Raw genomic sequence first — 26373 nt, 5'->3', positions numbered from 1 at the left:
GTTTAAATGAGAAAATTAACGATAATAGTTACTATTGATATATAAAATTACACACTTCGTTACAAAATCCACAATCATCGGCGCTATAGTGGTCAAATTATGAACACTTTACAAAAATAGATATAATCACTCCTTATATAGGTAACAGTTATAGGCAATAGTGAATTATGAAAAAGTTTAACCACAAGGCATGACGATCATGACATCATCTTTTACCACGCTATCTTTTATCCGCTCATTTTCTAGGTTTGCCGTATTACCAAGTATCTTAGCAGTAAGTTTGGCATTGAGTGCTTGTCAAAAAGACGCTGTCCCTACCGATAGTCAGGCACTAGACAATACTGAAGCTGGCATAGAAACTGATGGCACATTGAACACCGATGCGGCATCTGATGCAACTGTCGTCGCTGATACAACTAATGATACGAAACTGACTGCAGAGCAAGAGATGATTGAAAATTTAGCACGTTATCGTTGGACATTACTGGATATCGATGACAAAAGTGGCGGACCTGTCATAACGACGCTTGTGGATATTAAGGAGCAAGTCACGCTGCTGTTTAATCAACATCAAGGGCAAAACACGCTGAACTATAGTGTGAGCTGCAACACGATAAGTGCCGTGTACCAATTGCAAGGTCAGACGCTAACGACCGAAGAGAGCATGAGTACTAAGATGCTATGCGAAGATCTCAATAAAGCAGAAAATCGTTTAGATACCTTGATGCAAAGTACCAGTAAGCTGAGTGTGACTGAAGGTGAAAACCCAGTCCTGACACAAGTGACCAGTGATGCTATTACGTTGACTTGGAAAGGTAAGCTTACCTCACAAGCCAAATATAATAGTAAAGGCAAGACAGTATTTTGGGCCGTAAATGCTCAGAAAGTAGCGTGTGCCGATAATAGCTCAGAGATGTGTTTACAAGTAAAGCCTATCACTTATGATGACCAAGGCATTAAAGTGAGTGAAGGTGAATGGACAACGTTCACTGGGCAAATTGATGGCTATCAGCATGATGGTAAGCACGAGGAAGTGTTACGTCTACAACGTTACCAGTTAGACAATGAAGAAAGTGTAGAAGGCGAAGAATATGCTTATGTGTTGGACGCGGTGATTGAAAGCTCCGTAGCAGAGTAACTCGATTAGTCGTTTTTATTATATAGTCAGTTCAATATAAAAGAGATGCGTTTAAAATAACGTTCTGCTGAGATAAACCTCCCTAGCTTGCTGTGCGCTTCGCACTCCAGAGGCTTCGAAAAATTTATCTCAGCAGCACTGTATTCTTTTTAAATCGAATCTGCCATAGCATAAATAGTCAGATAGTTGCAAAAAAAACACGCGCCGTTTAGACGCGTGTTTTTTTATGGTGATTTGCCTAACTGCGTTAACGAAAATTACCTAATTGCTTTAACGCAAATTGCCTAAATCTTCTTCAGTCAAACGCCAGCGGCCTTTTTTCTTAGAAGCACCGCGCCCACGCATAGCGCTATTTAATATGAGTTTGTTCATTGAATGGCTCGAGTGCGCATGACAAATGGCGCAGGCAAGACCATCAGCGGCGTCTTGTTGCGGAACCACGTCTAAAGACAAGATGCGGCAAACCATTTCTTGTACCTGCTCTTTTGCCGCTGCACCGTAACCACAAACCGCTTGTTTAATCTGGCGTGCCGTATATTCAGATACTTCCAAATCCAAGGCGACCATGGCAGCAATAGCAGCACCACGTGCTTGCCCAAGTTTCAGCGCTGAATCAGGGTTTTCTGCCATAAATACTTGTTCAATCGCGGTATAAATAGGCTCATCGGCATATTTTAAATGATGCTGGGTGATGCGGGTCAAGCCATTAAAAATACGTTTAAGGCGCTCAGGCATCTCTTTGGTATCCGTACGAATGGTACCAGCATCTATATATGTCAGCTTATCGCCCGTTTGTTGAACAATGCCATAACCGGTCATGCGCGAACCCGGATCAATCCCGATAATAATTGCCATAGTATTCCGTCTTGCTTACATTTTGTTTTATGGCTTAAAAATCAGCCGTAAGTTTGATAGTATAGCAATCAATCCCCATATACATCATATGTTAGCCATTTTAATTTGCATGGCGCTTAATTTTTTAGATTTTATCTTATAGGACGACACTTTATGGGTCAGATAGTTGGTATTGCCATCGTTTGGTTTATTATCGAGATGCTACTGTGGTATTTGCTTGCTCAATTTGTGAGCGGTTGGTGGGTGTTTATGTGGTTTATCATCGCCGCCGTCATCGGTATATCGCTGATGCGTAAAGGGATGGCCGCACTCAATCCAATGGCACAGCAGATGAAAGCGGGCGGCATGATGAATCCTGCGATGCGTCCACAAGAATCAACCATGATTAAAAGTGTCGCCATGGCAGCCGCCGGTATCCTGCTGCTGATTCCTGGTGTATTGAGTGATTTATTAGCATTGTTAGTGATATTGCCGCCAGTGCAGAAAAAGCTTAAAGACTTTGCTAATAATTATGTCATGAACAATCAGCAAAAAATGATGGAGATGATGGCTAAGCAGATGGGTGGACAAATGGGCGGCGGACAGAATCCATTTGGCGGCATGGGCGGTCAAAACCCGTTTGGTGGCGCAGGTGGTATGAATAACCAGAACCCATTTGGTCAGCAACAGCAAAACCCATTCGGCGATGTGTTTAAACAGCATACCACCGTTGATGGTACCGCAAAAACCATCCCTAAAGATGTGAAAAAAATCACCAAGTCTGCTAATGATGAATAATTAATTCATCGATTATCAAGTAGATAATAAAGCATAAAAAAAGCCCCTTTCGTTAATGACAAAAGGGGCTTTTTGAGTGTTAAAACTATTTTTTATAAAGATAATGTTTATAAAAAAATAGCTAATAACTGAATGAAACAACCGAAGTGCCGCCGTAAGATGGTGACCCATGAACCGTGAAGTTCAGGGCGGATGCGTCACTGCCTCTGCAGGTTTCCTGAGACACCGCAAGCGGTGCAGGCATACACAATGAAGCAATAGGTACCACATCCTGGTAAAGCATTATCGGCTCAGGGAATAAACATCTACTAGCCAACACTTCAGAATATAATTATCTTAACCAATGGTTTGAGTGATTGCAAGTACGATTTACAGATTGCTACGTAGGTGTAGTTATTAGTATTATTGATGTCGAGTTTTAAGCGTGTTTTCTAGCAAATAAAGGCGCTTTAAGCCCATAACCACGGACTTAAAGGGGTGATTTTTCAGCTATTTGGAGATGTGTGGTAATATAGAGGGCTTTAAACATCCTAATATAGCATTATAGGCGTTCATCCACTTGAGGAGCGGTAATCCATGACCCATAACCAGCAACAATCAGAATTTATCAACGATAGTCAGGCCCAGCTCAATAATAAGCAGGATAGCGAGCAGAATAAAAAAGTGCCGCATGTCTTAATGATACTAGATGGTTTTGGGCATCGTGAAGATGACAAGGATAATGCGATTGCTGCTGCCAATATGCCAAACTTGGATAAGATTTATCAGCAATATTCGCATGGGTTAATATCTGCTTCGGGAGAAGATGTCGGCCTACCAGATGGTCAGTTTGGTAACTCAGAAGTCGGCCATATGAATTTGGGCGCAGGTCGCGTTCTTTACCAAGATTCAACCCGTATCTCAAGTGAAGTGGCCAATCGCGAGTTTTATAAAAACGAAGCCTTAGTCAATGCGGTTAAAGCCGCTAATAAGCTTGGCGGTAACGTTCATATTATGGGGCTGTTATCAGATGGTGGCGTTCATTCGAATCAAGACCATATCGAAGCGATGTGTCACTCAGCATTGGTGCACGGTGCCAAAAACGTCTTTGTGCACTGCTTCTTAGACGGCCGTGATACGCCACCAAAGTCTGCTGATAAGTATATCAATCGCTTACGAGAGCATATTGGGAAACTCAACGCCCATTACGAAGGTGGTCGCGTACAGATTGCCAGCATTATCGGGCGCTACTATGCGATGGATCGTGACAATCGTTGGGATCGCGTCCAAAAAGCCTATGAGCTTATTACCGAAGGTAAAGCCGATCGCTTAGCGACGCGTGCCGATGGCGCGGTACAAGCGGCGTACAAAGCACGTGAAACTGATGAATTTATCAATCCGACCATTGTTATTGGTCGTGATGAGGTGCCATATACCGTTGATGATAATGATGCGCTTATCTTTATGAACTTCCGTGCCGATCGTGCCCGTGAGCTTGCACAAGCCTTTGTGCTTCCAGACCATGAGTTTTCAGGTTTTGCTCGTCATAAACAGCCAAAGCTTTCCGCTTTTGTAATGTTGACTAAATACTCTGACGTTTTAGCAGACAATCCAAAAACCAGCATTGCTTATTATCCAACCTCATTGACTAATACCCTTGGCGAATATCTGCAGAATAAAGGTAAAACCCAGCTACGTATTGCCGAAACTGAGAAATATGCGCATGTGACGTTTTTCTTTAGTGGTGGTCGTGAGGAAGAGTATAAAGGCGAGACGCGTATTTTAGTGCCATCTCCTGATGTCGCCACCTATGATTTAAAGCCAGAAATGAGCGCACCTGAAGTGACGGATGAATTGGTAGCGGCCATTGAGTCAGGTAAATATGATGTGTTAGTAGTCAACTATGCCAATGGCGATATGGTTGGGCATACAGGTATCTTTGACGCGGCGGTTAAAGCAGTAGAAGCGCTAGATGTCTGTATTGGTCGCGTAGAAACAGCAGTGCGAGCAGCGGGTGGCAACATGCTTATCACCGCTGACCATGGTAACTGTGAGCAGATGCAAGATTATGAAAGCGGGCAGGTACATACGCAGCACACTACGGAACACGTGCCATTGATTTATATTGGTGAGAAATCAGTAAAAGTGCGTAGTGGCGGTAAGCTGAGTGATATTGCGCCAACTATCTTAGCGTTAATGAATATTGAGCAGCCAGGTGAGATGACCGGTGAAAATTTATTGCTTCCAGCATTGTAATAGTACGGTCATGTAGCATTAATGCTTGATGGCTAATGATTAATCACTAATGCTTAATAGTAAGGCTTTAACAGCTTATTAGTACGGCTAAGCATTTTAAAAGAGGGAGGGATATTTACTATCCTTCTCTTTTTTTATGTGCTTTTTTCGATCTTTTCTGCTGCTTTGTTTTTGATGCGTTTTACCCGATACATTTTGCCTAAATTATTTGCAATACTATCCTAGTTTAAGGTAGTAGCTTGGTGTTATTTTAACGGACATTGTTGATTAATAACTCTATCATTTATTAATCACTTTATAATCATAAATGACCATATAATAATCTGATATATCTAACAAAGTTATAACAATAATAACCAAACCAAAATAACCAAATTTTTAAGGGGTTTCTTTTATGCGTCCTATTAGCTCTTTATCTCTATTGATGTTTAAAAGATTGGAAAACCCAATGATGACATTGTTTATGAGTTCCCGATTCATGAGTTCTCAATCTTTTGGCTTTAAATCTATTGGCTCGCATGTATTAAAGCCAGCTATTCTCACAAGCTTACTGGGGTTAAGCGTTGTGAACTTATCTGCCCAAGCAGCTATTAACAATAGCGGTAAAATCAATAATAATAAAACCCCTACTTCAAGTTTGCAATTAATCAGTCTTAATGCAGATGATGTGCCACTGGATAATGGTGCGGACCATTTGTCAGATATTGCGGACATGCTAGAATCAGCCGATCAAGTTGATGACTCGATAGATGCTGTCGCTGATGAAAGTGCATTGGATAATGGTTCAGATGCGATTAATACTGACATTCCAGATGAAGTGGCGCAGGTGTCATTAAACGCCATTTCTCCTGAAACTCTAAAAACCTTTGTTGCTGTCGTTGATTTGGTACGCCGTGAATATGTAGATGCGGTAAAAGATGAAGAATTGTTTAATAATGCCATGAGCGGCATGTTGACCAAGCTTGATAGCCATGCTGAGTTTTTGGATGCAGAGGCTTATGAGAATTTGCGTGCTTTTACTGAAGGGGATGTCGGTGATATCGGTATAAAGGTGCAATATCAGCCAAAAGAAGGGTATTGGGTGATTACGGAGGTAATTGATGGCTCACCTGCTGATAAAAAGGGCATTGCCGTTGGGGACTATTTGCATCAAGTGGATGAGTTTAAGCTTGGTGAAGAGGAAGAAAGTAATGATGTCGAGCAACTTTTGACAGGGGTTGCTGGCACGCAAGTGGATGTGGTGACATCAAAAGCAGGGCGCCGTAAACACACCACGACTTTGCAGCGTAATAACAATCATCCGCAAATTATTGAAACTCGACTTGTTGATGGTATGGCCATTATTAGGTTACCCGCATTTCAAAACAATAGCCGTGAGAAATTACTGCAAAGTTTGATTGATTTAGATGCCCCCGTTACAGGAATATTATTAGATATGCGGGATAATCCAGGCGGCGTATTGGCGTCAGCCGTAAGCGTTGCCAGCTTGTTTATGACTGATACTGATGTGGTACAAGTAAAAGGTCGCCAGAGTGATTCGCGCACGCTATCGACGCAGGGCGCAGCGTTATTAGAAGCATTGCCCGTAGTAGTTTTACAAAATCGCTATTCAGCCTCAGCTGCCGAGGTATTAGCCAGTAGTTTGCAAGTGCAAAAGCGCGCCACTATCTTGGGCGAGGTCAGTTATGGTAAGGGTTCAGTACAGTCCGTTATACCGCTCAATGATGAGCAAGCGGTCAAGCTGACAGTTGCCCACTATATGACCGCATTAGGTAAAAAAATAGATGGGGTTGGGGTAGAGCCTGATGTGACGTTTTTGGGTAATGAGAGCACATGGGAGCAACAGGCGCTTGATTTACTCAGTCAGAAAGCACTGCCTGCTGGTATACGCTTTGTACGTAAGGCACAAGCAGACAGCAGTGTTAAGCAAGATAAGATTATTAAAGATGAAACGATTAAAAAGAAAGTCACTCAAAACAATACTGTGATCGACCATGTGATTGATAAGCCGACTGCTAAAGATAAACTTTAATTTAAGTGGAGTTTAAATTGAGGCATCGCTTCAATATTTACTAGTATTTATGATTCAGACTGATCTTCAGCAATCTCTAGCTTGGTCATGCGATAGCGTAAAGAGCGAAAAGTTGTACCCAGTAATTCAGCCGCTTGGGTCTTATTCCAGTTTGTTTGCTTAAGAGCCGTAATAATAAGCCGTTTTTCTTGTTCTTGTAGATAATGCTCTAACCCTTGGGCGGGTAATTGACCAGTCGCAACATCTTCTATATTCACTGCTTTACTTACACTGTCCTGCTCATCAACTTGATTGATGGTTGACGCATCTAAACTACTAGCCATTGATTTATTAGCAAGTTTTTCGGTATTTTCTGCTGAGCGCGTGCTCGTTGAGCTTGTATTCATGGAAGGATAATGCTGAATGGTAGTTCGATAAGGATGTATATTAGTTTTTGCTTGTTGCGTGCTGTCTGTTTCTATCTTACTTTTTATGGAATTATCTTGTATTGAGTCAGCTACTGAGCTTTCACTTTTATTTGAAACAGAGGCGTTCGAGATGCTCGCTTTATTGGTACTGATATTTTGACTTGCAGAGGTTATCACTTCTTGGTGGCTATCAAAATCAGGTAGACCTAAATGACTGGCATCGATAGTCGACGTTTCTGCCAAGGTGACCGCGCGCTCAAGGACGTTACGCAACTCCCGAACATTACCAGCAAAATCATGATGTTGCAGGCGCGCGCAAGCATTGTCAGTCAGTAAAGGCGGCGACTCCAATTGCCATTCATCGGCGATGAGTGCCAAAAAGTGCTTGGCCAATACAGGGATATCATCACGACGCGCGTTAAGCGTTGGCAGTTTAAGCTCAATCACATTAATACGATAATACAAATCTTGGCGGAAACTCCCTACCTGTACCAGCTGATTCAAATCCTTATGGGTTGCCGACAAGATACGAATATCGACTGGTACCTCTTTGGTATCACCGATGGCTCGTACCGTTTTCTCTTGAATAGCGCGCAGTAATTTAACCTGCATCGCTAATGGCAAGTCAGCGACCTCATCTAAAAATAGAGTGCCGCCATCGGCTTGTTGAAACAGTCCTTGTTTATCGGCAACAGCGCCAGTAAAGCTGCCTTTTTTATGACCAAAAAATTCCGACTCCATCAGCTCTGACGGTATTGCTCCACAGTTGACGGGTACAAAGCTTCCATCTCGACGCGGGCTTAAATCATGAATCAAGCGCGCCACCACTTCTTTACCAGTGCCTGAAGCCCCTGATAAAAAAACTGGAGCTTGTGAGCGCGCCAATTTTAAAATCGTATTTTTTAGCGGATGCATGACAGCAGAGTCGCCAATCAGACGGCTATCGAGCATTTGCTGCTCAGGTGAACGTTCAGGTGTCAATTTGGCCGCATTATCTTGATGAATAACCTTGAGAGCGCTTTCAACCAGTTGACGCAGGCGGGGCAGCTCAAGCGGTTTATTCACGAAATCAAAAGCGCCTAGCTTTAACGCTTCAATCGCCAAATCCATACTACCGTGTGCCGTAATCACCGCAATAGGCGTCGTTGAGCTGCCGCTAATGTGCTTAACCAACTCTAACCCTGAACCATCAGGTAGCTTTAAATCGGTTAAACAAAAATCATAGTCATTTTCTTGCCAATAGGATTTGGCTTGCGACAAAGTATAGGCCACATCACTTTTGATGCCCATCTTGGTCAACGTGATTTGCATCAAGCGGCATAAATCTACTTCGTCATCAACGACTAGCGCGGTTGTGGTCATACATCATCTCATTGTTTTCAAGTACTTCATTGTCTTCAAGTACTACAAGGGTGTTAAAAAGGTATTAAAAAATCATCGTATCAAAGTTTATAGTGCATAAATAGTAGCGTTTATAAAACATTTATAGGTTTTCAATTATTAGGCAAACGCTTCCTATATGCTTTCATTTTTACTGTCAAAGACTTCATGTTGAATGGCGGGCGCAATCAAACGGAAGCAGGTTTTTTTATGTTCTGGAATATAAAGCAAGCGCGCATGATTGGCCTCACAGAACGCTTGTGATAAATATAATCCCAAACCTGTGCCAGCTTTATCGGTGGTAAAAAACGGATTAAACAAATGGTTAAAATCCGCATTACTAACGCCCGTACCATCATCTAACACGTCAATTATAACATCGTTATCAGCACAATAAATCTCGATTTCCACAATAGCATGAGGGTGGGCATAGCTGCTATGGCGTAAACCATTGTTAACTAAATTGATAAGAATCTGCTCTAACTGGTGAGTGTCAAAGGAGATTGTCGGCTGCGTATGGCTGTGTAAAAAAACATCATGACCTTGAAAGTAATTGTTTAAAAATGTTGGCATCCAATCCGCAAGAACAATCATTTGTTGATTCGCAGTATGCTGACGAGACAGCTTTAAGACATCTTCAATAATGCGATTGACGCGCTTGGTCTGCGTAAATATCATTTTATATAGCTCATGGTTGCCCGCCATTGCATCAGTTTCGCTTACATCGTTATTTGTTGTCTGGCTTTCTTCAATATCTTCTATCAATAATTGGCTGGCTTGGGAAATAGCTGCCAAGGGATTTCTTATTTCATGCGCAATACTAGCGGTAAGTTGTCCTAAAGACGCCAATTTTAATTGCTGTGCGCTGGCTTGTTCACGGCGTAAATCTTCTAATATGATTAGCTTGCTGTCATCTTTTAAAGGAATAATCTCGACACGCAGCTTACCGACGACTGAAACATTGGCCACCGCTGGTAACTCATAAATAAAAGTGCGAGATTGCCCAGCTTCTACCGATAAGCAGGCTTCGAGTAGTTGCAGATGTTTTGCGCGTAGCTGCTGCTGAAAATCAGATACAGGTTGGTTATCGTTTACAGGTTGGTTATCATCATAGTGTGGCGCTTTTTTCGCTGTCGTGCTTAGCATCTTTAGCATGTGACTGGTATCGACCGCCTCTGTCATCGCTAGTGGGGAAGGGTTTGAGATGCTAAGCAGCTGATAGGCGGCAAGGTTTGCCAACACAACATGCTTACAGTCAATGACGATAACGCCATTCACCATTTGCGTGATGACTTCTTGATTAATGACGTTTAAGCGTTCGACTTCTTTGGCGTGGCTTGCTGCTACTTTTTCAAGCTGGACCAAACGCTGTGAGATTGACCAACTTAAGCCTCCAACAGCTAAAAAGCTGGCAGACATCAGTAGCGCGTCACCCAGATTTGCCAAACTCATACTATTGGCAATGGCATAAAAAAACTGCTGGTAGATAACAAATATAATCGCAAGCAAAGTAATAATAAGTGCTTGCGAGCTATGTAAAAGCATAAAGCTGGCGGCGACCACCACCATATATAGCATGGTCAACTGCAAATCGGGCGCACCAGCAGTATAAAGTAATAAGCTTAAAATGATGACATCTACTACTAAGCCAAAAGCCAGCTGTCGCCGCAGATGCTTGGTCACGACGTAAAATAAACCAAGTAAAATCAGGCTCAGCAGGACGTAAAAGCTGAGTGCGGTTTGCTGCAAAAAACTCGGTAGTGAGGCGTCATCGCTAGAGCGTACAGTGATATAGACCATCAGCATAGAAAACAGGCTGACGATAAAGCGATAGCTGCTATAGATCAAACCCAATCTACGCAGCTGCGGCACCGGCAAAGTATCATCGCGCTGCAAATAATCCATAATAGCGGCTATAAGGCTAGTAGCAGATTTCTCATGCTGCTCATCTTGCTTGGATTTTAACGATTGCACAGGCTTTAGAGGTTTCATAGGCTTTAAAGTTTTCACTGGCTCTAAAGCCTTTTAAGTTAAACATAATAGAAGGGGAGTTGCTTACTAGACTTAGCAATTTACGCTTAGCAATTTATGCTTAGTAACTTACGGTTGAATAAGACCATGACGAATGGCCAGATGGGTCAATTTCACATCGCTATCGACACCGACTTTTTCATAAATACGATAACGATAAGTATTGATGGTTTTAACACTGACAAATAACTGATCAGCGATTTGCTGCGGACTTTGGCAATTGACCACCATCATGGCGACTTGTTTTTCGCGGTCACTTAATAAGTCAAAAGGCGATTTGGCATTATCAGATAAAAGTACGTCCGCCAATTGTTCGGCGACGTCTTGGCTAAAGTAGCGCCCACCTTGATAGATTTTTTTGACCGCACGTATCATCTCATCGAGCGGCGTACCTTTGGTAATATAACCATTAACGCCCGCTTTGATAAGCATGGAAGGATAAGGCTGCGCTGACATACTGCTGACGGCCAATATCTTGATACCCATATCTAGCTGAACCAAGCGTTTGGTTGCTTCAAGACCACCAATATTGGGCATATTGACATCCAGTAATATCACATCGGGGCGTAGCTGTTTTGCCATTTTAATCGCCATATCGCCGCTATCTGCTTCGCCTACGACTTCGATATCAGCACTATCTGCCAACATACGGCTAATGCCCATTCGCACCAAATCATGATCATCTACTACTAATACTCGAATCATAGTTGTACTCTTTTCTATCTGTCAAAATAAAGGGTGCACAGCTAATGTTAAGCTGTTTAGCGTGTCTTATTTTTGGGTGCTTTATTGTATTGCTTTATTGAAATACTCTAAAAAATTGCTACCATAAATTTATCAATTAACAAAGACCATCATATTAAGCGTCATAGTTTAATATTAACCTTGCAATTAAGAGGTTATAGGCTTAAATGTAATGCTATATTGCGCCAGTGTTAATAAGTATTGCTGTAATATAAAGTAAATGTAGTAAAGTTTGAACGTGGCTAAAAAATGACATCTAATTGATTTAGTAGATTAAACTTAAATGCAAACCATGATACACTAAAAATACAAAAACTCTATGTGAGTATCTACAAACACATCCATAAACGCTACGTACGTGGTTGCTGTTAGTGAGTATGTAACTGACTCCCTAACTAATGGCAGCGCGGCAGCAGGAGGCATAATGAAGCAACTACCATTAACCAAACAGCAATTAATCGCTGCTATGATTTCATTGAGTTTGGGCAGTGTTGCACAAGCCGCACTTACAATTAATGGTGGTTCTAGCTCAGAGTCTAGCGCTCGCGTGAGCTGGGGCGGTGCTGATAGCCTGTCCGAAGCTCGCAGCATCATGTATAAAGCCAATAATAGTAATAGCGGCTCGGCGATTAAAAAAGTAGATAACGGTCATGGTACCACCAATATTACCAATACCCGTACGTTTGGTAGTAGTAATAACAGCTTTAACAATACGACTAATGCCAACAGCTATAACACCACCTACCGTGGCAGTTTTGGCAGTAGTAGTATGATTCCAATCAGCACCGATTCGCGCAGTGTTGCGGTCATCGATGCTGAAACAGGCGAATCTATCTACGAAAAAGACGCTGATATTGCCCGTCCAATGGCCAGTATCACCAAAGTTATGACGGCGATGGTAGTGTTAGATGCCGGTCTTGACATGCGTGAAGAGCTCACACTTGACCCCGAAGACTTTGTCGGTCCTAAACGCGCCAGCTCAAACCTGAAGTCAGGCGACCGTTTAAACCGTGCTGAGATGTTATTGATGGCATTGATGAAATCAGAAAACCCAGCAGCAAAAAGTCTAGCGCGTAATTATCCAGGTGGTTATAGCGCCTTTATTCGTGCGATGAATCGCAAAGCGCAAGACTTGGGTATGACCACTGCGTTCTTCGGTGATCCAACCGGTCTTGATAAGCGTAACGTAGCTTCATCAAATGATTTAGTCAAAATGGTGCGTGCTGCTGGTAACTACGATGTCATTCGTCGTTTTTCTACCACCAAAAGCTACGACTTTTATGTCTCTAACTTCTCAAGTGGCAACCGTACTTATAAAGCCAATAACACAAGCAGCTTAGTACGTGATGGTAGCTATCCTATTGGTATCTCAAAAACAGGCTTTATCAATGAAGCTGGTCGTTGCGTCGTGATGGAAACACGCGTTAATAATCGTCCTGCGATTATTGTGATTTTAGGCGCGAACAGCTCAGCGACGCGTTGGGGTGATGCCAAAAACATTCTAAACAGTTTAGCGACTCGCCGTACAGTGTAGGCTTGCTGTTTTAATGTTTATAAAAAGGCTGTTATGCGATATAACAGCCTTTTTATTGTGTTGAATTTAGGATGCGCTTTAGGAAAACTATATGACTCAAGCATTGACTGTTACGCGAGCTCCCAAACTATACTTACTTACCAATGACGACGAGTTCCCAGTTTTATATGCCAAGCTAGAAGCAGCATTCGCGACAGGGTTGATAGCGCTCTTACAAATCCGCCGTAAAAAGACTTTAAAGCTGCCTGATGGCGCCGCAAAACTCTATGATGAAGCGGTGCAAATAGTCCGTTTGGCAAAGACCTATGATGTTCCGGTGGTCATCAATGATGATATAAAACTTGCTGAAAAACTGGGTGTTGGTGTGCATTTGGGTCAGCAAGATGGCGATATTAATGATGCCAAACGTCAACTTGCGCCTAAACAGACTATTGGTCGTACTTGTCATGGTGATGTGGATTTAGTCAAAGAAGCCAAAAAAGAGGGTGCAAGCTATGCGGCGATGGGGGCAGTTTTTGCCTCAAACACCAAGCCCAATGCCAATATCATCTCACGCCAGCAGCTTATTGATGGCTGTCAGCAAGGGATCAATATGTGTGTGATTGGTGGGTTGAGCGCAGAAAATATCGTTGAGCTGGCAGGTTTGCCGATTGCTTATGTGGCAGTCGTTGGAGATATTATGGACTTACCCATGCAGCAAATCGCTGCGCGTTGTCAGCAGTGGCAGCAGGCGCTCGATACTTGGTGTGCGCCTGCGGTATAAGCGGTATAAACGGTTGATTTAGAGATAACAATGAAGTATCACTCAGCGTGTTCCATACAAAGGGTCGCATAAGGTAACGCCTGCAAGCGTTGCTCTTCAATTTTCTCACCACATACTTCACATTCACCGTAAGTGCCGTTTTCAATACGGCTTAGGGCGTTTTCAACATAGACTAAACTTTGACGTGCTTCGCCCATTAAATTTGTGCGCATGTCATTTTGACGATAAGAGATGGCTTGATCTTCCCAATGTTCATTGAGGTCATCTTGCGGGTTTTGGATATGATCCTCGATTTTATCGATACGAGTCTCATATTCTTCTTTGAGTTTTAATAATTCTTGTTTGGCAGCTTTAAGGTCGATACTCATTGGGCTCTCCTAATGGGATGTTTTTATTGTTGGCATTATTTATGATTACTAACTGTTTTATGATAAACAGCCTAACGATTGAGTACCACCACGAAATGTTACTGATTTTTATTGAAATTTCGCCTATTTTTTTATTGTCTAAGCTTACTGGGCAAAATTTATCGCAGGTTCTTTACGAGCATCTGCTAGAAAACTGCTAGAATACACCGCCGCAAATTCTTGTTGGGCTGTTTTTACAAAATCATAAGCAACAACAGCCTAAAAACAGCCGATTAGATAATTTCAATAATACTTTTTAGTAATGAATAAAAGCCACACGGTAGATTAACCATAGATGATGCATAGGAGCAGGTAATGAATTTTTTGCGTATGAGTGAGCTAAGCTTAACGGATAAAGTGGTATTGATTCGTGAAGACTTAAATGTGCCTATTAAAGACGGCAAAGTCAGCAGTGATGCTCGCCTGCAAGCCAGTTTGCCTACCATCAAAATGGCGCTAGAAAAAGGCGCTGCGGTGATTGTGTGCTCACATCTCGGTCGTCCGACTGAAGGCAGCCCCGAAGCCATATATTCGCTAGCACCAGTCGCTGATTATCTGAGCGATAAATTAGCCACACAACTATCAAAGCCAGTCAGTTTAAACACTGACTATTTGATTAAAGGCGTGGTAATCAACGCCGGTGAAGTCGTATTGCTAGAAAACGTGCGCTTTAATAAAGGCGAGAAGAAAAACGATGCAGATTTGGCGCAGAAATACGCTGACTTATGCGATGTATTCGTGATGGATGCATTTGGCACCGCTCACCGTGCGCAGGCATCGACAGAAGGCGTTACTCAAGCCATGCACCAAGCAGGCAAAGTAGCTTGCGCCGGACCTTTATTGGCAGCAGAGCTTGATGCGTTGAGCTTAGCGCTTGAAACACCAGCACAGCCGATGCTCGCAATCGTTGGTGGCTCGAAAGTATCGACTAAGCTTGAAGTACTGCATAGCTTGGCTGAAGTATGCTCACAGATTATCGTCGGTGGCGGTATTGCTAACACTTTCCTAGCAGCCCAAGGTCATAGCGTTGGTGCTTCTTTATATGAGGCGGACTTGGTGGAAACTGCTCGTGACATCATGAGTAAAACTGAGATTTTATTACCTGAGTATGTGGTCGTTGCTGATAAAAACGACATCAACTTTGATGACTTTACCGGCTCATTACAACAAGCTGCTGCGACTATCAAATCTGTCGATGCGATTGGCGACAATGATATGATCTTAGACATCGCGCCGGCAAGTGCTAAGCAATTGGCTGATGCTATCATCAAGGCAAAAACCATCTTATGGAATGGTCCGGTCGGCGTTTTTGAGGTCGATGCTTTCGGTCAGGGCACCCAAATCGTAGCAAATGCCGTTAAAAACAGTCAAGGTTTCTCGATTGCTGGTGGCGGCGATACTTTAGCGGCAATTGATAAATATCAAGTGGCTGATGGTGTTAGCTATATGTCAACAGGCGGCGGCGCATTCCTAGAATTTGTAGAAGGTAAAGTGTTACCTGCTGTCGCCGCCTTACAAATTAGCGAGTAAGCGCTTAACGATACTTCAGCAGTTGAGTAACAGTAGACGTACAACTTATCGTGAGCATCTAGGTTAGGCTATAAAAATAATAAGGTGCCCGCCATGTTTAGCTTTCAATCGATGCTTAAACTGTCAATATGAAAGCAATAAGTAGAAGTGGTCACTGATTATTATTAAGTGGTAATTATTTGTTTCTATACTGAAAATTATTATTGCATGTCTAATTTGCACTCTATAAAATAGCGCAAATCATGTATTTGGCATGCTTTATTTACGAGAGGTTTATTATGTTAAAACGTCATTTATTACTTGCTAGCGTACTTGCTGGTACTTTTGCAATCACTGCATGTAGCCAAGAAACACAAGATAAAACGGCAGCTGCTGCTGATTCTGCTGCTGAAGATACTGCTGCTAACGCTGATGCTGCCGCTGCTGAAACAGAAGCCGCTGCTGCTGAAGCTGAAGTTGCTGCCCAAAATGCGGGTGCTGAAGTTGCCGAAAGCGCTGAAACTGCCGGTGCTGCTGCGACTGATGCACTAGCAAATACTGGCGAAGCGGTTGTGGTAGGCGCAAATGAAGCCGTATCCGCTACTGCTGGTGTGGTTGCCGATGGCGCAGCTGCTGTTGAAGATAAAGCTAGTGAAAATGCAGTAGAAGCAGAGCAACAGTACTAATTAGTAGTTTTAATTTTAAGCATTGGTTATAAGTACTAATTACTTTATAAGCCCTCAAAATATTTAAAAAGCTTTGGTAATAGCCAAGGCTTTTTTGTATGTAAAATATAGTCATCCTTGTTAGAGCGTTTCCTTAATCCGGAATAGATTGCACTTTACTTACTAGCTGTTTAGTCAATGAATCAACCAATTAAGCGAGCAGGAACGAGCGGATAAGAAATAGTCAGCTAATTACTACGAAGCAGCGGCAATTTTTGCTATAATCACGGCGTAATAATGACGAGCAAGAAACAGTGTTTTTTGTTGGCTTATAATGGATTATCCATTGCAAAGCTAAGTTGCAGTGCAAATATGGCAGCGTCGTATTGTTAAAAATGATGTCTTAATATCACCTTCAAAATACTATTTTTAGAATATAATCAGAGAGCGTCTTATGGCTTTAATATCGTTACGTCAACTTCTAGATCACGCCGCCGAGCACAGCTACGGTGTTCCTGCTTATAATGTCAATAATTTAGAGCAGATGCGTGCAATCATGATGGCGGCCGACGCCTGTGACTCTCCTGTTATCGTACAAGCCAGTGCTGGTGCACGTAGTTACGCAGGCTCTGCGTTTTTGCGCCATCTGATTATTGCTGCAATTGAAGAATGGCCGCATATTCCAGTCGTAATGCATCAAGACCATGGTATGTCGCCAGCGATTTGTCAGCGTTCAATCCAGCTTGGTTTTTCATCAGTGATGATGGATGGCTCGCTCGGTGAAGACGGTAAAACGCCGATGGATTATGATTATAACGCTAGCGTGACTCGCGAAGTGGTCAAGATGGCGCACGCGTGCGGTGTCTCTGTCGAAGGCGAAATCGGTTGCTTGGGCAGCCTTGAAACGGGTATGGCGGGCGAAGAAGACGGCTCTGGTGCAGAAGGTATATTAGATCACGAGCAGCTATTGACCAGCGCTGATGAAGCCGAGCAGTTTGTTAAAGACACTAATGTAGATGCCCTAGCCATTGCGATCGGTACCAGTCATGGTGCGTATAAATTCACGCGTCCACCAACAGGCGACATCCTATCCATTGAGCGCGTCAAAGAGATTCATGCGCGTATTCCGAATACGCATTTGGTCATGCATGGCTCATCATCAGTGCCGCAAGAGTGGCTAAAAGTGATCAATGAAAATGGCGGTGATATCGGTGAGACTTATGGTGTACCGGTTGAGCAAATCGTTGAAGCGATTAAGCATGGTGTACGTAAGGTAAATATTGATACCGATTTACGTTTAGCATCGACGGGCGCAATCCGTAAATTCCTTGCAGAAAACCCAAGCGAATTTGATCCACGTAAATACTTTAAAGCTTCTATGGTAGCAATGTCAGATATCTGTACCAATCGCTTTGAAGCCTTTGGTTCTGCTGGTCAAGCACATAAGATTCGCCCTATTAGCCTTGAAGGTATGGTCGATTTTTATAAATAAGTCTTGCCAAGAGGGCATGGTGATTTATCCATAGCAGCGCGGCTTATTTTTAGCGCAGCTTCTATATTTAAGCTTTGTATTTATTTACTGTACGTAGGTTCTATAAAAGGTGGTGAATGATGATTGGGTTGATTAACGGACAGGTGCAGTATTTGATGGCACCGACTGCCTGTGTCATGACCACCTCTGGTGTCGGCTATGATATAGAGCTACCGCTACCGTCATTTTGCCAGTTGCGTCTCAACGAGCAGGCGAGCATTTGGACGCATTTTCATGTGCGTGAAGATGCGCAGCTGCTCTATGGCTTTATCGATCGTAAAGAGCGTGATGTCTTTCGCCAGTTGATTAAGATTAATGGCGTTGGCGCAAAAATGGCACTGGCTATGCTGTCTGCGATGTCAGCTGCTGAGCTAAAGATGCATGTCGAGCAAGAATCTGAAACTGCATTAACGCGTATCCCAGGCATTGGTAAAAAAACGGCGCAGCGTTTATTGATTGAGCTAAAAGACAAGCTGAAAAATATCGAGGTTGATAACAGTAATTTAGAATTTGCGATTCAGCCTGCGCCCGTTTCAGCGGAAGGCAGTATCATCGCTGAAGTAGAAGGCGCACTGATTAGTTTGGGCTATAAAGAAAGAGAAGCGCAGCAAGCGATTAAAGCGGCTAAAATTGACGGCGAAATATTTACAGATACACAAAGCTTATTAAAGGCGACGCTGCAGCAGTTTCAAAGTTTTAAATAGCGCTATTTTTTATGTATAAACTGAGAAGGAAATAAGCGACATTAGATGTCGCTTATTTTCGTTTTAGCAAGTGCTTAATAAGGTTTTGCATGACTTATGCATAGCGTTTGGTTATGCTGTTTATTAACTAGTCTTTTGAAAATAATGATTTAAATAAAATGATAAAACCTATGATGCAAGATCGTTTGATTAATCCGTTAGAAGGGGCAGGTGATGCGCCTGATTCCAATATTCGACCGGCACTATTGGCGGAATATATTGGTCAGCCGGTGGTACGTGAGCAGATGGAAGTGTTCATTAGCGCTGCCAGAGGCCGTAACGAGCCGTTGGATCATACACTTATCTTTGGTCCACCGGGCTTAGGTAAGACAACACTTGCCAATATTATTGCTCGTGAAATGGGTGGTAATCTACGTTCTACCTCAGGGCCAGTGCTTGAGCGCCCAGGTGATTTAGCAGCGATGTTGACCAATTTAGAAGAAGGTGATGTGTTATTTATCGATGAGATTCATCGCTTGAGTTCGGTTATTGAAGAGATACTGTATCCAGCGATGGAAGATTTTCAATTGGATATCATGATTGGAGAAGGTCCTGCTGCGCGTTCTATCAAGCTTGATTTGCCGCCGTTTACTTTGGTTGCCGCAACGACAAGAGCAGGGCTGCTGACCTCACCACTGCGGGATCGTTTTGGTATCGTGCAGCGCTTAGAGTTTTATAATATCGCTGATTTGACTACCATTGTTAGCCGTGCGGCTCGTTTGATGCGGGTGCCAATGAGTGAAGATGGCGCGGTAGAGATTGCTCGCCGTGCACGTGGGACACCAAGGATTGCCAATCGTTTATTACGCCGTGTCCGAGATTATGCCCAAGTGAGAGGCGACGGTAGTATCAATGGCGCGATAGCCGGTAGTGCGCTCGATATGCTCGCCGTTGATAGACGTGGTCTTGATCATTTAGACAGACGTTATATCGAGATATTACAGGAGCGTTTTGATGGCGGCCCAGCTGGCGTTGAAGCAGTAGCGGCGGCAATGGCTGAGGATCGTGGGACGCTTGAAGATGTGATTGAGCCATACTTGATTCAGCAAGGTTATGTACTGCGGACTGCACGCGGTCGGGTATTGACGCAGATGGCGATTGATCAGATGTTATAGTTCGAAAACTAAAAATTTTAAATATGAAAAAAGCGCCTACTTTTAATCTCGAATTAAAAGTAGGTGCTTTTTTATACTTATTTTTGTAAGCTTATTAAGTAGTAGTTAAAGTCTCAGGCCATATTTTCCCTGGATTTAAAATATTCTTAGGATCAAGCGCTGACTTAATCGCTTGCATCAGCACTAATGCATTACCATGCTCTTGTTGCATATATTTCTGTTTGCCTTGTCCAATACCATGCTCACCGGTACAGGTGCCATCCATCTCAATTGCACGCGATGCAAGGCGGCTGATAATACCGTTGGCGGTGGCGACTTCTTCAGGGTTATCGGTATCGACCAATAATAAAACATGAAAGTTACCATCACCTACGTGACCGACGATAGGTCCAATCATGCCAGACGCTTCGATATCTTTTGCCGTTGCACTGACACATTCTGCTAATCGTGAAATGGGCACGCAAGCATCTGTAGATAGGGCGCTAGCCTCAGGCCGCAATGCAGAGCTGGCATGGTAAGCGTTATGCCGCGCTTGCCACAAGCGTTTACGTTCGGCTTCATTGGTATCCCAAGCAAAATCCGTACCGCCGAATTCCTCGATGATATCAGTAAAGATTTGCGCTTGTTCAGCGACGCTGGCTTCTGTGCCATGGAACTCTACAAATAGCGTAGGCGTTTCAGTTAAATCAAGATTAGCGTATTGATTACAGGCTTTGATTTGCATCGCATCGAGCAGCTCAATGCGGGCAATTGGCAAGCACATTTGAATAGTCAACATCACCGCTTGACAAGCATCTTCAATCGTTGGGAAGTGGCAAATACCGCTCCCTATACACTCGCTGATACCGAATAATTTAAGCGTAACTTCGGTGACAATACCAAGCGTGCCTTCTGAGCCTATCATCAATCGCGTCAAATCATAACCAGCGGCAGACTTTTTGGCACGCGTACCGGTGCGGACAATATCACCACTCGCGGTCACCACTTCAAGTGCAAGTACCACATCTTTCATGGTGCCATAGCGTACGGCGTTGGTACCTGAAGCACGGGTCGCTACCATGCCGCCGATACTGGCATTGGCACCGGGGTCTATCGGAAAGAACAATCCGGTATCACGCAAATAATGATTGAGCTGCTCACGTGTGACGCCAGGTTGTACGGTAACCGTCAGGTCTTCATTATTAACCTGTAATATCGCATCCATGGCATGCATATCGATACATAATCCGCCATAGGGCGCGTTTAACTGACCTTCTAAGGATGAGCCAATACCAAAGGCAATCACTGGCATTTGATACTGATTGCAAATCTCAACCGCAGCAGCAACCTCGTGTTTATCCTGTACCGTCAATACCGCATCGGGTGGCTGATTGGCAAGCCACGTCATGGTATGACCATGCTGTTCACGTATTGTTGTATTGGTGCTCAGTTGTTTGCCAAAGCGTGTTTGCAAAGCAGAAATAGCCTCACTATTATCTGGTTTTACTGAACCATGAAGCTGAGAGGGTGATATAGATGATATGGTCGACATAGATAAATTCTCCATATAGGACGTATATTAACTGAGTAAACTAAATGCTAAATAAGATAAAAAGTTAAGCTCTAATTCATTTTTATTATCGTAAAGGACAATAAAAATGAATTAGAGCTTATTAAATAAAAGCTTTACTTTTATAACTATTAACGAGTATTCATTGCCATTAAAAAATCAGTAATCTAAGTTAAAACCCGCCAAATAACGACAACAATAGCTAACAGATAAAAGATAGGCGCAAACCAACCAATTTGCGTGGCAATAGCAATAAACATAGCAAAGCCTGAAAGTGCTAGCCAATCACGGCGACGGTCATTGAGCATGTCGGCGCGAATTTGTTGGATCTCTCGTAGCTGACTGTCTTGGCGTGAGCCTTGTGAGGCAAGGCTTTGTAGACCTTGATCTAGCAGCTTAGGAATATCAGTCGTCGATAATAGAATCTCTGGCAACTGCTGACGCAGGTGTTGCAAATTACGCATCGGATCGAGCTGCTCTTTAATCCAGCTACTTAAAATAGGCTTAGCCAGTGACCAAATATCAAGATCAGGGTATAGGTCGCGACCCAGTCCTTCAACATGTACCAAGGTTTTGAGTAGCAGCATTAACTGTGGCGGAATGCTCATATGATGGCGGCGCGCGATATCTAAAATCTGCATCAGGACACCAGCAAAGTCAATATCATTAATAGACTTTTGTAGCATTGGACCGACAGTACGTTTCATATCACGCATTAAAGCATGCTTATCGGTATTGGGTGGTATCCAACCTGCTCGGCTGACGATATCAACCATCGCCGTGAAGTTATTATTCATCACCGCCAACAGCATACGCGCGACGATAAGCTGGTCGTCTTTAGATAGCGTACCCATAATGGCACAATCAAGGCCGATATAGCGCGGCTCATGACCTAAGTTAACCGCTGCCATATCTGCAGTGAGTGTTTTAACCGGCGGCGTTTCTACAAATACGTTACCCGGATGCATATCAGCATGAAAAAAGTTATCACGAAATACTTGGGTAAAAAATATCGTTAGGCCTTTTTCTGCTAGTGCCGCACGGTTATAACCCAGCTGATCAAAAACCTCAACCTGCGAGATAGGTACGCCTTGAATACGCTCCATCACCATGACATTTTTAGCAGCGTCATAAACTTCAGGCACATACATCAATGCTGAACCTAAAAAGTTATTGCGCATCTGCGTGGTATTGTCTGCTTCTAACGTCAAGTCCAATTCATTAAGCATCACTTGGCGATAATCTTCGACAATATCGATAATATGGATGGCTCGCGCCGCTTCGATACGTGCCGATGCCCAATTGGCAAGCTCACGCAGTAGTTCAAAATCTGCGACGATGGTGGTGCGTATGTCAGGTCGAACCACCTTTACCACTACCTCACGCCCATCGTGAAGAGCCGCTGTATGCACTTGAGCGATGGAAGCTGCTGCTAACGGCTTAACGTCAAAGCGGGCAAATAGCGTTGCGATAGATTGACCAAGACCATATTTTGAATCTTGGATTTGAGCAATGGCAACGTCAGAATCGAAAGGTTTGACTTTGTCTTGTAGTTGCACCAATTGCTCGATAATCTCAGGCGGCACTAAATCGCGGCGCGTCGAAAGCAATTGCCCCAGCTTTAAGAACAGCGTGCCCATATCTTCAAGCGCATACTTAATCGCATTGGGTTGATGTTTTTTACCCCACGCTGCCGGATGCAAACGGATTAAACGCGCTAAAGGTTGTAGCTGCGGCGCTTCTTCGACAGACAGATGAGTATCAATGCGATAAGCGGCGGCAATACGCCAAAGTTCAAGTAAACGGGCGCGATGGGATAGTAGCATGGGATATAGGTACTCTAAAAATTCGAAAATAGGCTAGATGTTTTGTTTTTTTATATCAGTATGTGTTTATAGAAAGTATTTAAACAATCATAGCATCTACTTATTATTATCTATTATTGGTTAAACGTGCTTGCTCATCTTTGATAGCAGCAAGCTTGGCTTCTTCACGCTCAACGTCAGCGCGCAATTTTAACAGTTGCTGTTTAAGGTCGTTGACTTCCGCGGCTTCCATCGGGTCAGGAGCAACATTACCTACCACATCGTTTGCCCAGTCGCTGACATCATTAAAGGCACGTTTGGCGCTATGACGCCAGCTGCCTTTTAACTGCGATATGAGCAAATGCAGTTGGCTAGCCATCGGCTTACCAATAAAGGGCTCAAGCTGTCCAGCGACATCAGGGTCAAAACCTGCCACCAGCTGCTTAAGCTGCATCAGTACTTTGTAATCACCAGCAATAGGTAGGTTGCCTTCTGTGCCACGCATAAGGTTGAGCAGCTGCGCTGGATTATCAACGGTAATAATACAATCTGGACGACTATGACCAAGACGCGCACGCTCTAGGCTGGCCTGTTGGCGCTCATTCATATTACCGCTTTGCTCAAACACACTCTCAGTCATGACCGGCTCAAAGCGCAAACGCTCATCGGTAAATAAGATGTCCAAATTCACCTCAGGCATGCCCATATTTAAACGCAGCACTTTACCCGCAAGCGGTGCCAGACCAGCTTTGGTAATCTCATCGCTCGCAATGGCGATATTAATCAGCTTTTCGGCACCCGCCAAAAGTAATACAGTCAGCATAAGGCTCTCGCATGTTTGGTTAAGCGCCATAAGCGTGGCGCATATCTCAATATTGGCTGTTACGACGATTATCAAACGTCTATCTAATGACAGACGTTTTTATATTATCAATAAGCTTTTATAATTAGTTTTTATCACTAGACATTAAGCATAAATAAGCTTGTTTACGCTTTAAAACCGCGATGGACAGCGACAATGCCAGCCGTCAGGTTATGATAATCGCAATTTTCAAAGCCTGCTTGCTGCATCATCTGCTTTAACGTCTGCTGATCAGGATGCATACGAATCGATTCAGCTAAATATTTATAGCTTTCCGAATCGTTAGCAACCAGCTTACCCATCATCGGTAGCGCTGTGAATGAATACAAGTCATATGCTTTAGACAAAGGCTCAAACACAGGTTTTGAAAACTCTAAAATCAATAAACGACCACCTGGTTTAAGCACACGATACATAGATTTTAGAGCAGCATCTTTGTCCGTGACATTACGCAGACCAAAGCTGATGGTTAGCAGATCAAAGCTATTATCATCAAATGGCGCTAAGGTTTCAGCGTTTGCTAAGACGAAATCGACGTTGTTACAGCCAGCATTAATCAAGCGCTCACGACCAACTTCTAACATCGCCGCATTGATATCAGATAACACGACTTTACCGTTGCGACCAACTTCACGGCTGAACACTTTGGCCAAATCACCCGTACCACCAGCGATATCAAGCACATGCTGACCGGCGCGTACACCCGATAAGCTAATCGCATAACGCTTCCATAAACGATGAATACCAAATGACATTAAGTCATTCATGATGTCATATTTTTTGGCAACTGAGGTAAAGACATCAGCAACGCGCGCTTGCTTTTCAGCTTTATTGACCGTTTGATAACCAAAATGCGTTTGCTCATTACCGTCGGTATCAGGCGTATGTGGATTATTGATGTCATCACGTTGGTTAAAAAGCGTTTGTTTAGCAGTTTGTGCTTGCGTAGGAGCGTTGTTTGCGCTGTTGTTTAAAGTGTTGTTAGCGTTGGTTGTGTGGTTTGGCATAGTCGTTTGTTGACCTTGTGGGGTTCCGGTTGGTAAATCTTGCACTTGCGTAAAGTCATTATTTTTGCTGTTATCGACTGCGGCATTTTCATTAAGCGTTGTATTAGAAACAAGGCTTTGACGCGCTTTTACCTGCTCAGTGATATTTTGATTATTGGTAATACTGTCTTTGACCAATTTATCTTGCAGGTGACCATGAGAAGTAGCATCAGTTGCAGCATTGTTATTTGAATGATCAGTCATACAATTATCCTATTATTTTTTTTTATGATGGCATATATAAGCGCTGTTTAATCATTGTTGAATAAAGATACAGCGCCATTGGCCACGTGTATTATTGAACCTATCATACACCAAACGTTGCTGGCTTACCGCCATTATCCGTGTTGTGAACTTCGTCAATAATCTCAAGCTCACGCTCACAAAACGGTTCGATAAAGCTGCTGACACTTTTTAGCGGTTTCATGGCTTTAAAGCCTGCATCAATAAAGTCGTAAAGCGGTTGGAAGTTATAGCGATACGCAGCGCCTTTCGCCATTGCAAAAGCTTTTTTGAGCATAAAGGAGTTCAGGTCTTTATCGGTACGATAGCAGACTTCTTTTAGGTTGTTGATTTGCACGCGGCGCTCATCTGCCTCATCGACAGCGCGATAAGCGGCAAGCATATTCTCTTCATTAACCGCCAAGTCTTGAGCAAGCAGCCACTTGGCCAAATGTAAATCAAGCTCAATGGCCAAGATAGAGGCTTGAATGCCCATACTACCGGCTTCTAAAGAAGACTCTTTGGCAAGGCGCTCAAGTTTTTTGGCTTTAGGAAGGATGCGTCCTAATTGCTCTGCCAATACTTTAAATTCATCACCACCATACAGCTGCGTTAAGAAATAATCTGCCATTAACTGGTTTTTTGGTTGTTCAAATAGCGCGCTGTGCGTACGTTTGATACGCGCTTGTTGCCATGATTGTACTTCTTTTAGCTTAGTGTTTAGGGCGGCATTTTCATGATGTGGCAGCGCCCAAAAACGGTTTAAGTGCTGTTGTAAATTGGCTAACGCAGTCATGGCAGGTAGTCCTATAAAAAGTAAAAATAACAATCAAACTGATGATAAAAGGGGTGAGACGGTACTAAGTCTTATACTTATTGGCAGCTATTAAAGCATGCTTGCAAGATTTTGTTCACCTTAAAAGAAAATAACGCAGAATACAAATGCCAAACTGTTACATAGCAGGGTTATTTACTGAATTTACTCAATGCTATGATTAACTAAAATGGTGACTTTAAGGCCTG

21 protein-coding genes and 1 other RNA gene are annotated in these 26373 nt (G+C 43.2%); 11 read left to right on the top strand and 11 right to left on the bottom strand.

Annotation, left to right across the window (positions count from 1 at the left end; translation table 11 throughout):
* The first annotated feature begins 199 nt into the window (after positions 1-199).
* Positions 200-1138 (top strand): DUF4377 domain-containing protein, encoded by a 939-nt coding sequence (locus FHS24_RS04275; RefSeq protein WP_183618961.1) that lies wholly within the window; start codon positions 200-202, stop codon positions 1136-1138.
* A 270-nt stretch (positions 1139-1408) separates the two neighbouring features.
* On the opposite strand, the gene ruvC is transcribed toward FHS24_RS04275, so the two are convergent.
* Complete coding sequence (gene ruvC, locus FHS24_RS04270; protein ID WP_045446965.1) at positions 1409-1993, bottom strand: crossover junction endodeoxyribonuclease RuvC; 585 nt, start codon at positions 1991-1993, stop codon at positions 1409-1411.
* A gap of 153 nt (positions 1994-2146) precedes the next feature.
* Here ruvC and FHS24_RS04265 point away from each other — a divergent pair, with 153 nt between their 5' ends.
* The gene (locus FHS24_RS04265; protein WP_183618959.1) at positions 2147-2770 is read left to right on the top strand and encodes an FxsA family protein; all 624 of its coding nucleotides are present in this window, start codon (positions 2147-2149) and stop codon (positions 2768-2770) included.
* A 134-nt stretch (positions 2771-2904) separates the two neighbouring features.
* Here the strand turns inward: FHS24_RS04265 and ssrS are convergent.
* Positions 2905-3100: non-coding RNA, 6S RNA (gene ssrS / locus FHS24_RS04260), on the bottom strand.
* A 246-nt stretch (positions 3101-3346) separates the two neighbouring features.
* Between ssrS and gpmI the strand changes: the two genes are divergently transcribed.
* Both gpmI and FHS24_RS04250 read left to right on the top strand, forming a co-directional pair.
* Positions 3347-5005, top strand: coding sequence for a 2,3-bisphosphoglycerate-independent phosphoglycerate mutase (gpmI, locus tag FHS24_RS04255; RefSeq protein WP_183618956.1), 1659 nt, complete (start codon positions 3347-3349; stop codon positions 5003-5005).
* 478 nt (positions 5006-5483) lie between these two features.
* Complete coding sequence (locus tag FHS24_RS04250) at positions 5484-7037, top strand: S41 family peptidase (RefSeq protein ID WP_227671721.1); 1554 nt, start codon at positions 5484-5486, stop codon at positions 7035-7037.
* 47 nt (positions 7038-7084) lie between these two features.
* On the opposite strand, the gene FHS24_RS04245 is transcribed toward FHS24_RS04250, so the two are convergent.
* The 3 genes from FHS24_RS04245 to FHS24_RS04235 form a co-directional block, all read right to left on the bottom strand.
* A complete protein-coding gene (locus FHS24_RS04245) occupies positions 7085-8806 on the bottom strand; it encodes a sigma 54-interacting transcriptional regulator (RefSeq protein ID WP_183618954.1) in 1722 nt (573 codons plus the stop codon).
* A gap of 153 nt (positions 8807-8959) precedes the next feature.
* A complete protein-coding gene (locus FHS24_RS04240; protein WP_227671720.1) occupies positions 8960-10834 on the bottom strand; it encodes a sensor histidine kinase in 1875 nt (624 codons plus the stop codon).
* 90 nt (positions 10835-10924) lie between these two features.
* The gene (locus FHS24_RS04235) at positions 10925-11560 is read right to left on the bottom strand and encodes a response regulator (protein WP_183618952.1); all 636 of its coding nucleotides are present in this window, start codon (positions 11558-11560) and stop codon (positions 10925-10927) included.
* Positions 11561-12023: 463 nt separating this feature from the next.
* Between FHS24_RS04235 and FHS24_RS04230 the strand changes: the two genes are divergently transcribed.
* Entirely contained in the window at positions 12024-13133 is a 1110-nt protein-coding gene (locus FHS24_RS04230; RefSeq protein ID WP_183618950.1) for a serine hydrolase, read from the top strand.
* Between the two features lie 91 nt (positions 13134-13224).
* Positions 13225-13896 (top strand): thiamine phosphate synthase, encoded by a 672-nt coding sequence (locus FHS24_RS04225; protein ID WP_183618948.1) that lies wholly within the window; start codon positions 13225-13227, stop codon positions 13894-13896.
* A 38-nt stretch (positions 13897-13934) separates the two neighbouring features.
* Here the strand turns inward: FHS24_RS04225 and FHS24_RS04220 are convergent, their stop codons facing one another.
* On the bottom strand, positions 13935-14264 hold the full coding sequence (locus FHS24_RS04220; protein ID WP_183618946.1) for a TraR/DksA family transcriptional regulator: 330 nt from the start codon (positions 14262-14264) through the stop codon (positions 13935-13937).
* 354 nt (positions 14265-14618) lie between these two features.
* Between FHS24_RS04220 and FHS24_RS04215 the strand changes: the two genes are divergently transcribed.
* From FHS24_RS04215 to ruvB, 5 genes are all read left to right on the top strand, one after another.
* Positions 14619-15833, top strand: a complete 1215-nt coding sequence (locus tag FHS24_RS04215) for a phosphoglycerate kinase (protein WP_183618944.1) — start codon at positions 14619-14621, stop codon at positions 15831-15833.
* A gap of 278 nt (positions 15834-16111) precedes the next feature.
* The gene (locus tag FHS24_RS04210; protein WP_183618943.1) at positions 16112-16498 is read left to right on the top strand and encodes a hypothetical protein; all 387 of its coding nucleotides are present in this window, start codon (positions 16112-16114) and stop codon (positions 16496-16498) included.
* Between the two features lie 433 nt (positions 16499-16931).
* The gene (gene fba, locus FHS24_RS04205; protein ID WP_183618942.1) at positions 16932-17969 is read left to right on the top strand and encodes a class II fructose-bisphosphate aldolase; all 1038 of its coding nucleotides are present in this window, start codon (positions 16932-16934) and stop codon (positions 17967-17969) included.
* Positions 17970-18088: 119 nt separating this feature from the next.
* The gene (ruvA, locus tag FHS24_RS04200) at positions 18089-18712 is read left to right on the top strand and encodes a Holliday junction branch migration protein RuvA (RefSeq protein WP_183619170.1); all 624 of its coding nucleotides are present in this window, start codon (positions 18089-18091) and stop codon (positions 18710-18712) included.
* A gap of 173 nt (positions 18713-18885) precedes the next feature.
* Positions 18886-19866, top strand: a complete 981-nt coding sequence (gene ruvB, locus FHS24_RS04195; protein WP_201563046.1) for a Holliday junction branch migration DNA helicase RuvB — start codon at positions 18886-18888, stop codon at positions 19864-19866.
* A 94-nt stretch (positions 19867-19960) separates the two neighbouring features.
* On the opposite strand, the gene FHS24_RS04190 is transcribed toward ruvB, so the two are convergent.
* The 5 genes from FHS24_RS04190 to FHS24_RS04170 all read right to left on the bottom strand — a co-directional run bounded on the left by FHS24_RS04190 (position 19961) and on the right by FHS24_RS04170 (position 26146).
* Positions 19961-21397 carry an FAD-binding oxidoreductase gene (locus tag FHS24_RS04190; RefSeq protein WP_183618940.1) on the bottom strand — a complete coding sequence of 479 codons (1437 nt, stop codon included), beginning with the start codon at positions 21395-21397 and terminating at the stop codon, positions 19961-19963.
* Positions 21398-21582: 185 nt separating this feature from the next.
* Positions 21583-23241, bottom strand: a complete 1659-nt coding sequence (locus tag FHS24_RS04185) for an ABC1 kinase family protein (protein WP_183618939.1) — start codon at positions 23239-23241, stop codon at positions 21583-21585.
* A 106-nt stretch (positions 23242-23347) separates the two neighbouring features.
* Positions 23348-24043, bottom strand: coding sequence for a ubiquinone biosynthesis accessory factor UbiJ (locus FHS24_RS04180; protein WP_183618938.1), 696 nt, complete (start codon positions 24041-24043; stop codon positions 23348-23350).
* A gap of 164 nt (positions 24044-24207) precedes the next feature.
* On the bottom strand, positions 24208-25332 hold the full coding sequence (ubiE, locus tag FHS24_RS04175; RefSeq protein WP_183618936.1) for a bifunctional demethylmenaquinone methyltransferase/2-methoxy-6-polyprenyl-1,4-benzoquinol methylase UbiE: 1125 nt from the start codon (positions 25330-25332) through the stop codon (positions 24208-24210).
* A 103-nt stretch (positions 25333-25435) separates the two neighbouring features.
* Positions 25436-26146, bottom strand: coding sequence for an FFLEELY motif protein (locus tag FHS24_RS04170; protein WP_183618934.1), 711 nt, complete (start codon positions 26144-26146; stop codon positions 25436-25438).
* Positions 26147-26373 lie beyond the last annotated feature (227 nt).

This window comes from Psychrobacter luti (genome assembly GCF_014192115.1).
GTDB classification, from domain to species: Bacteria; Pseudomonadota; Gammaproteobacteria; order Pseudomonadales; family Moraxellaceae; genus Psychrobacter; species Psychrobacter luti.
Note: the sequence above shows the minus strand (reverse complement) of the source record. Positions and strands in the feature narration are given on the sequence as shown.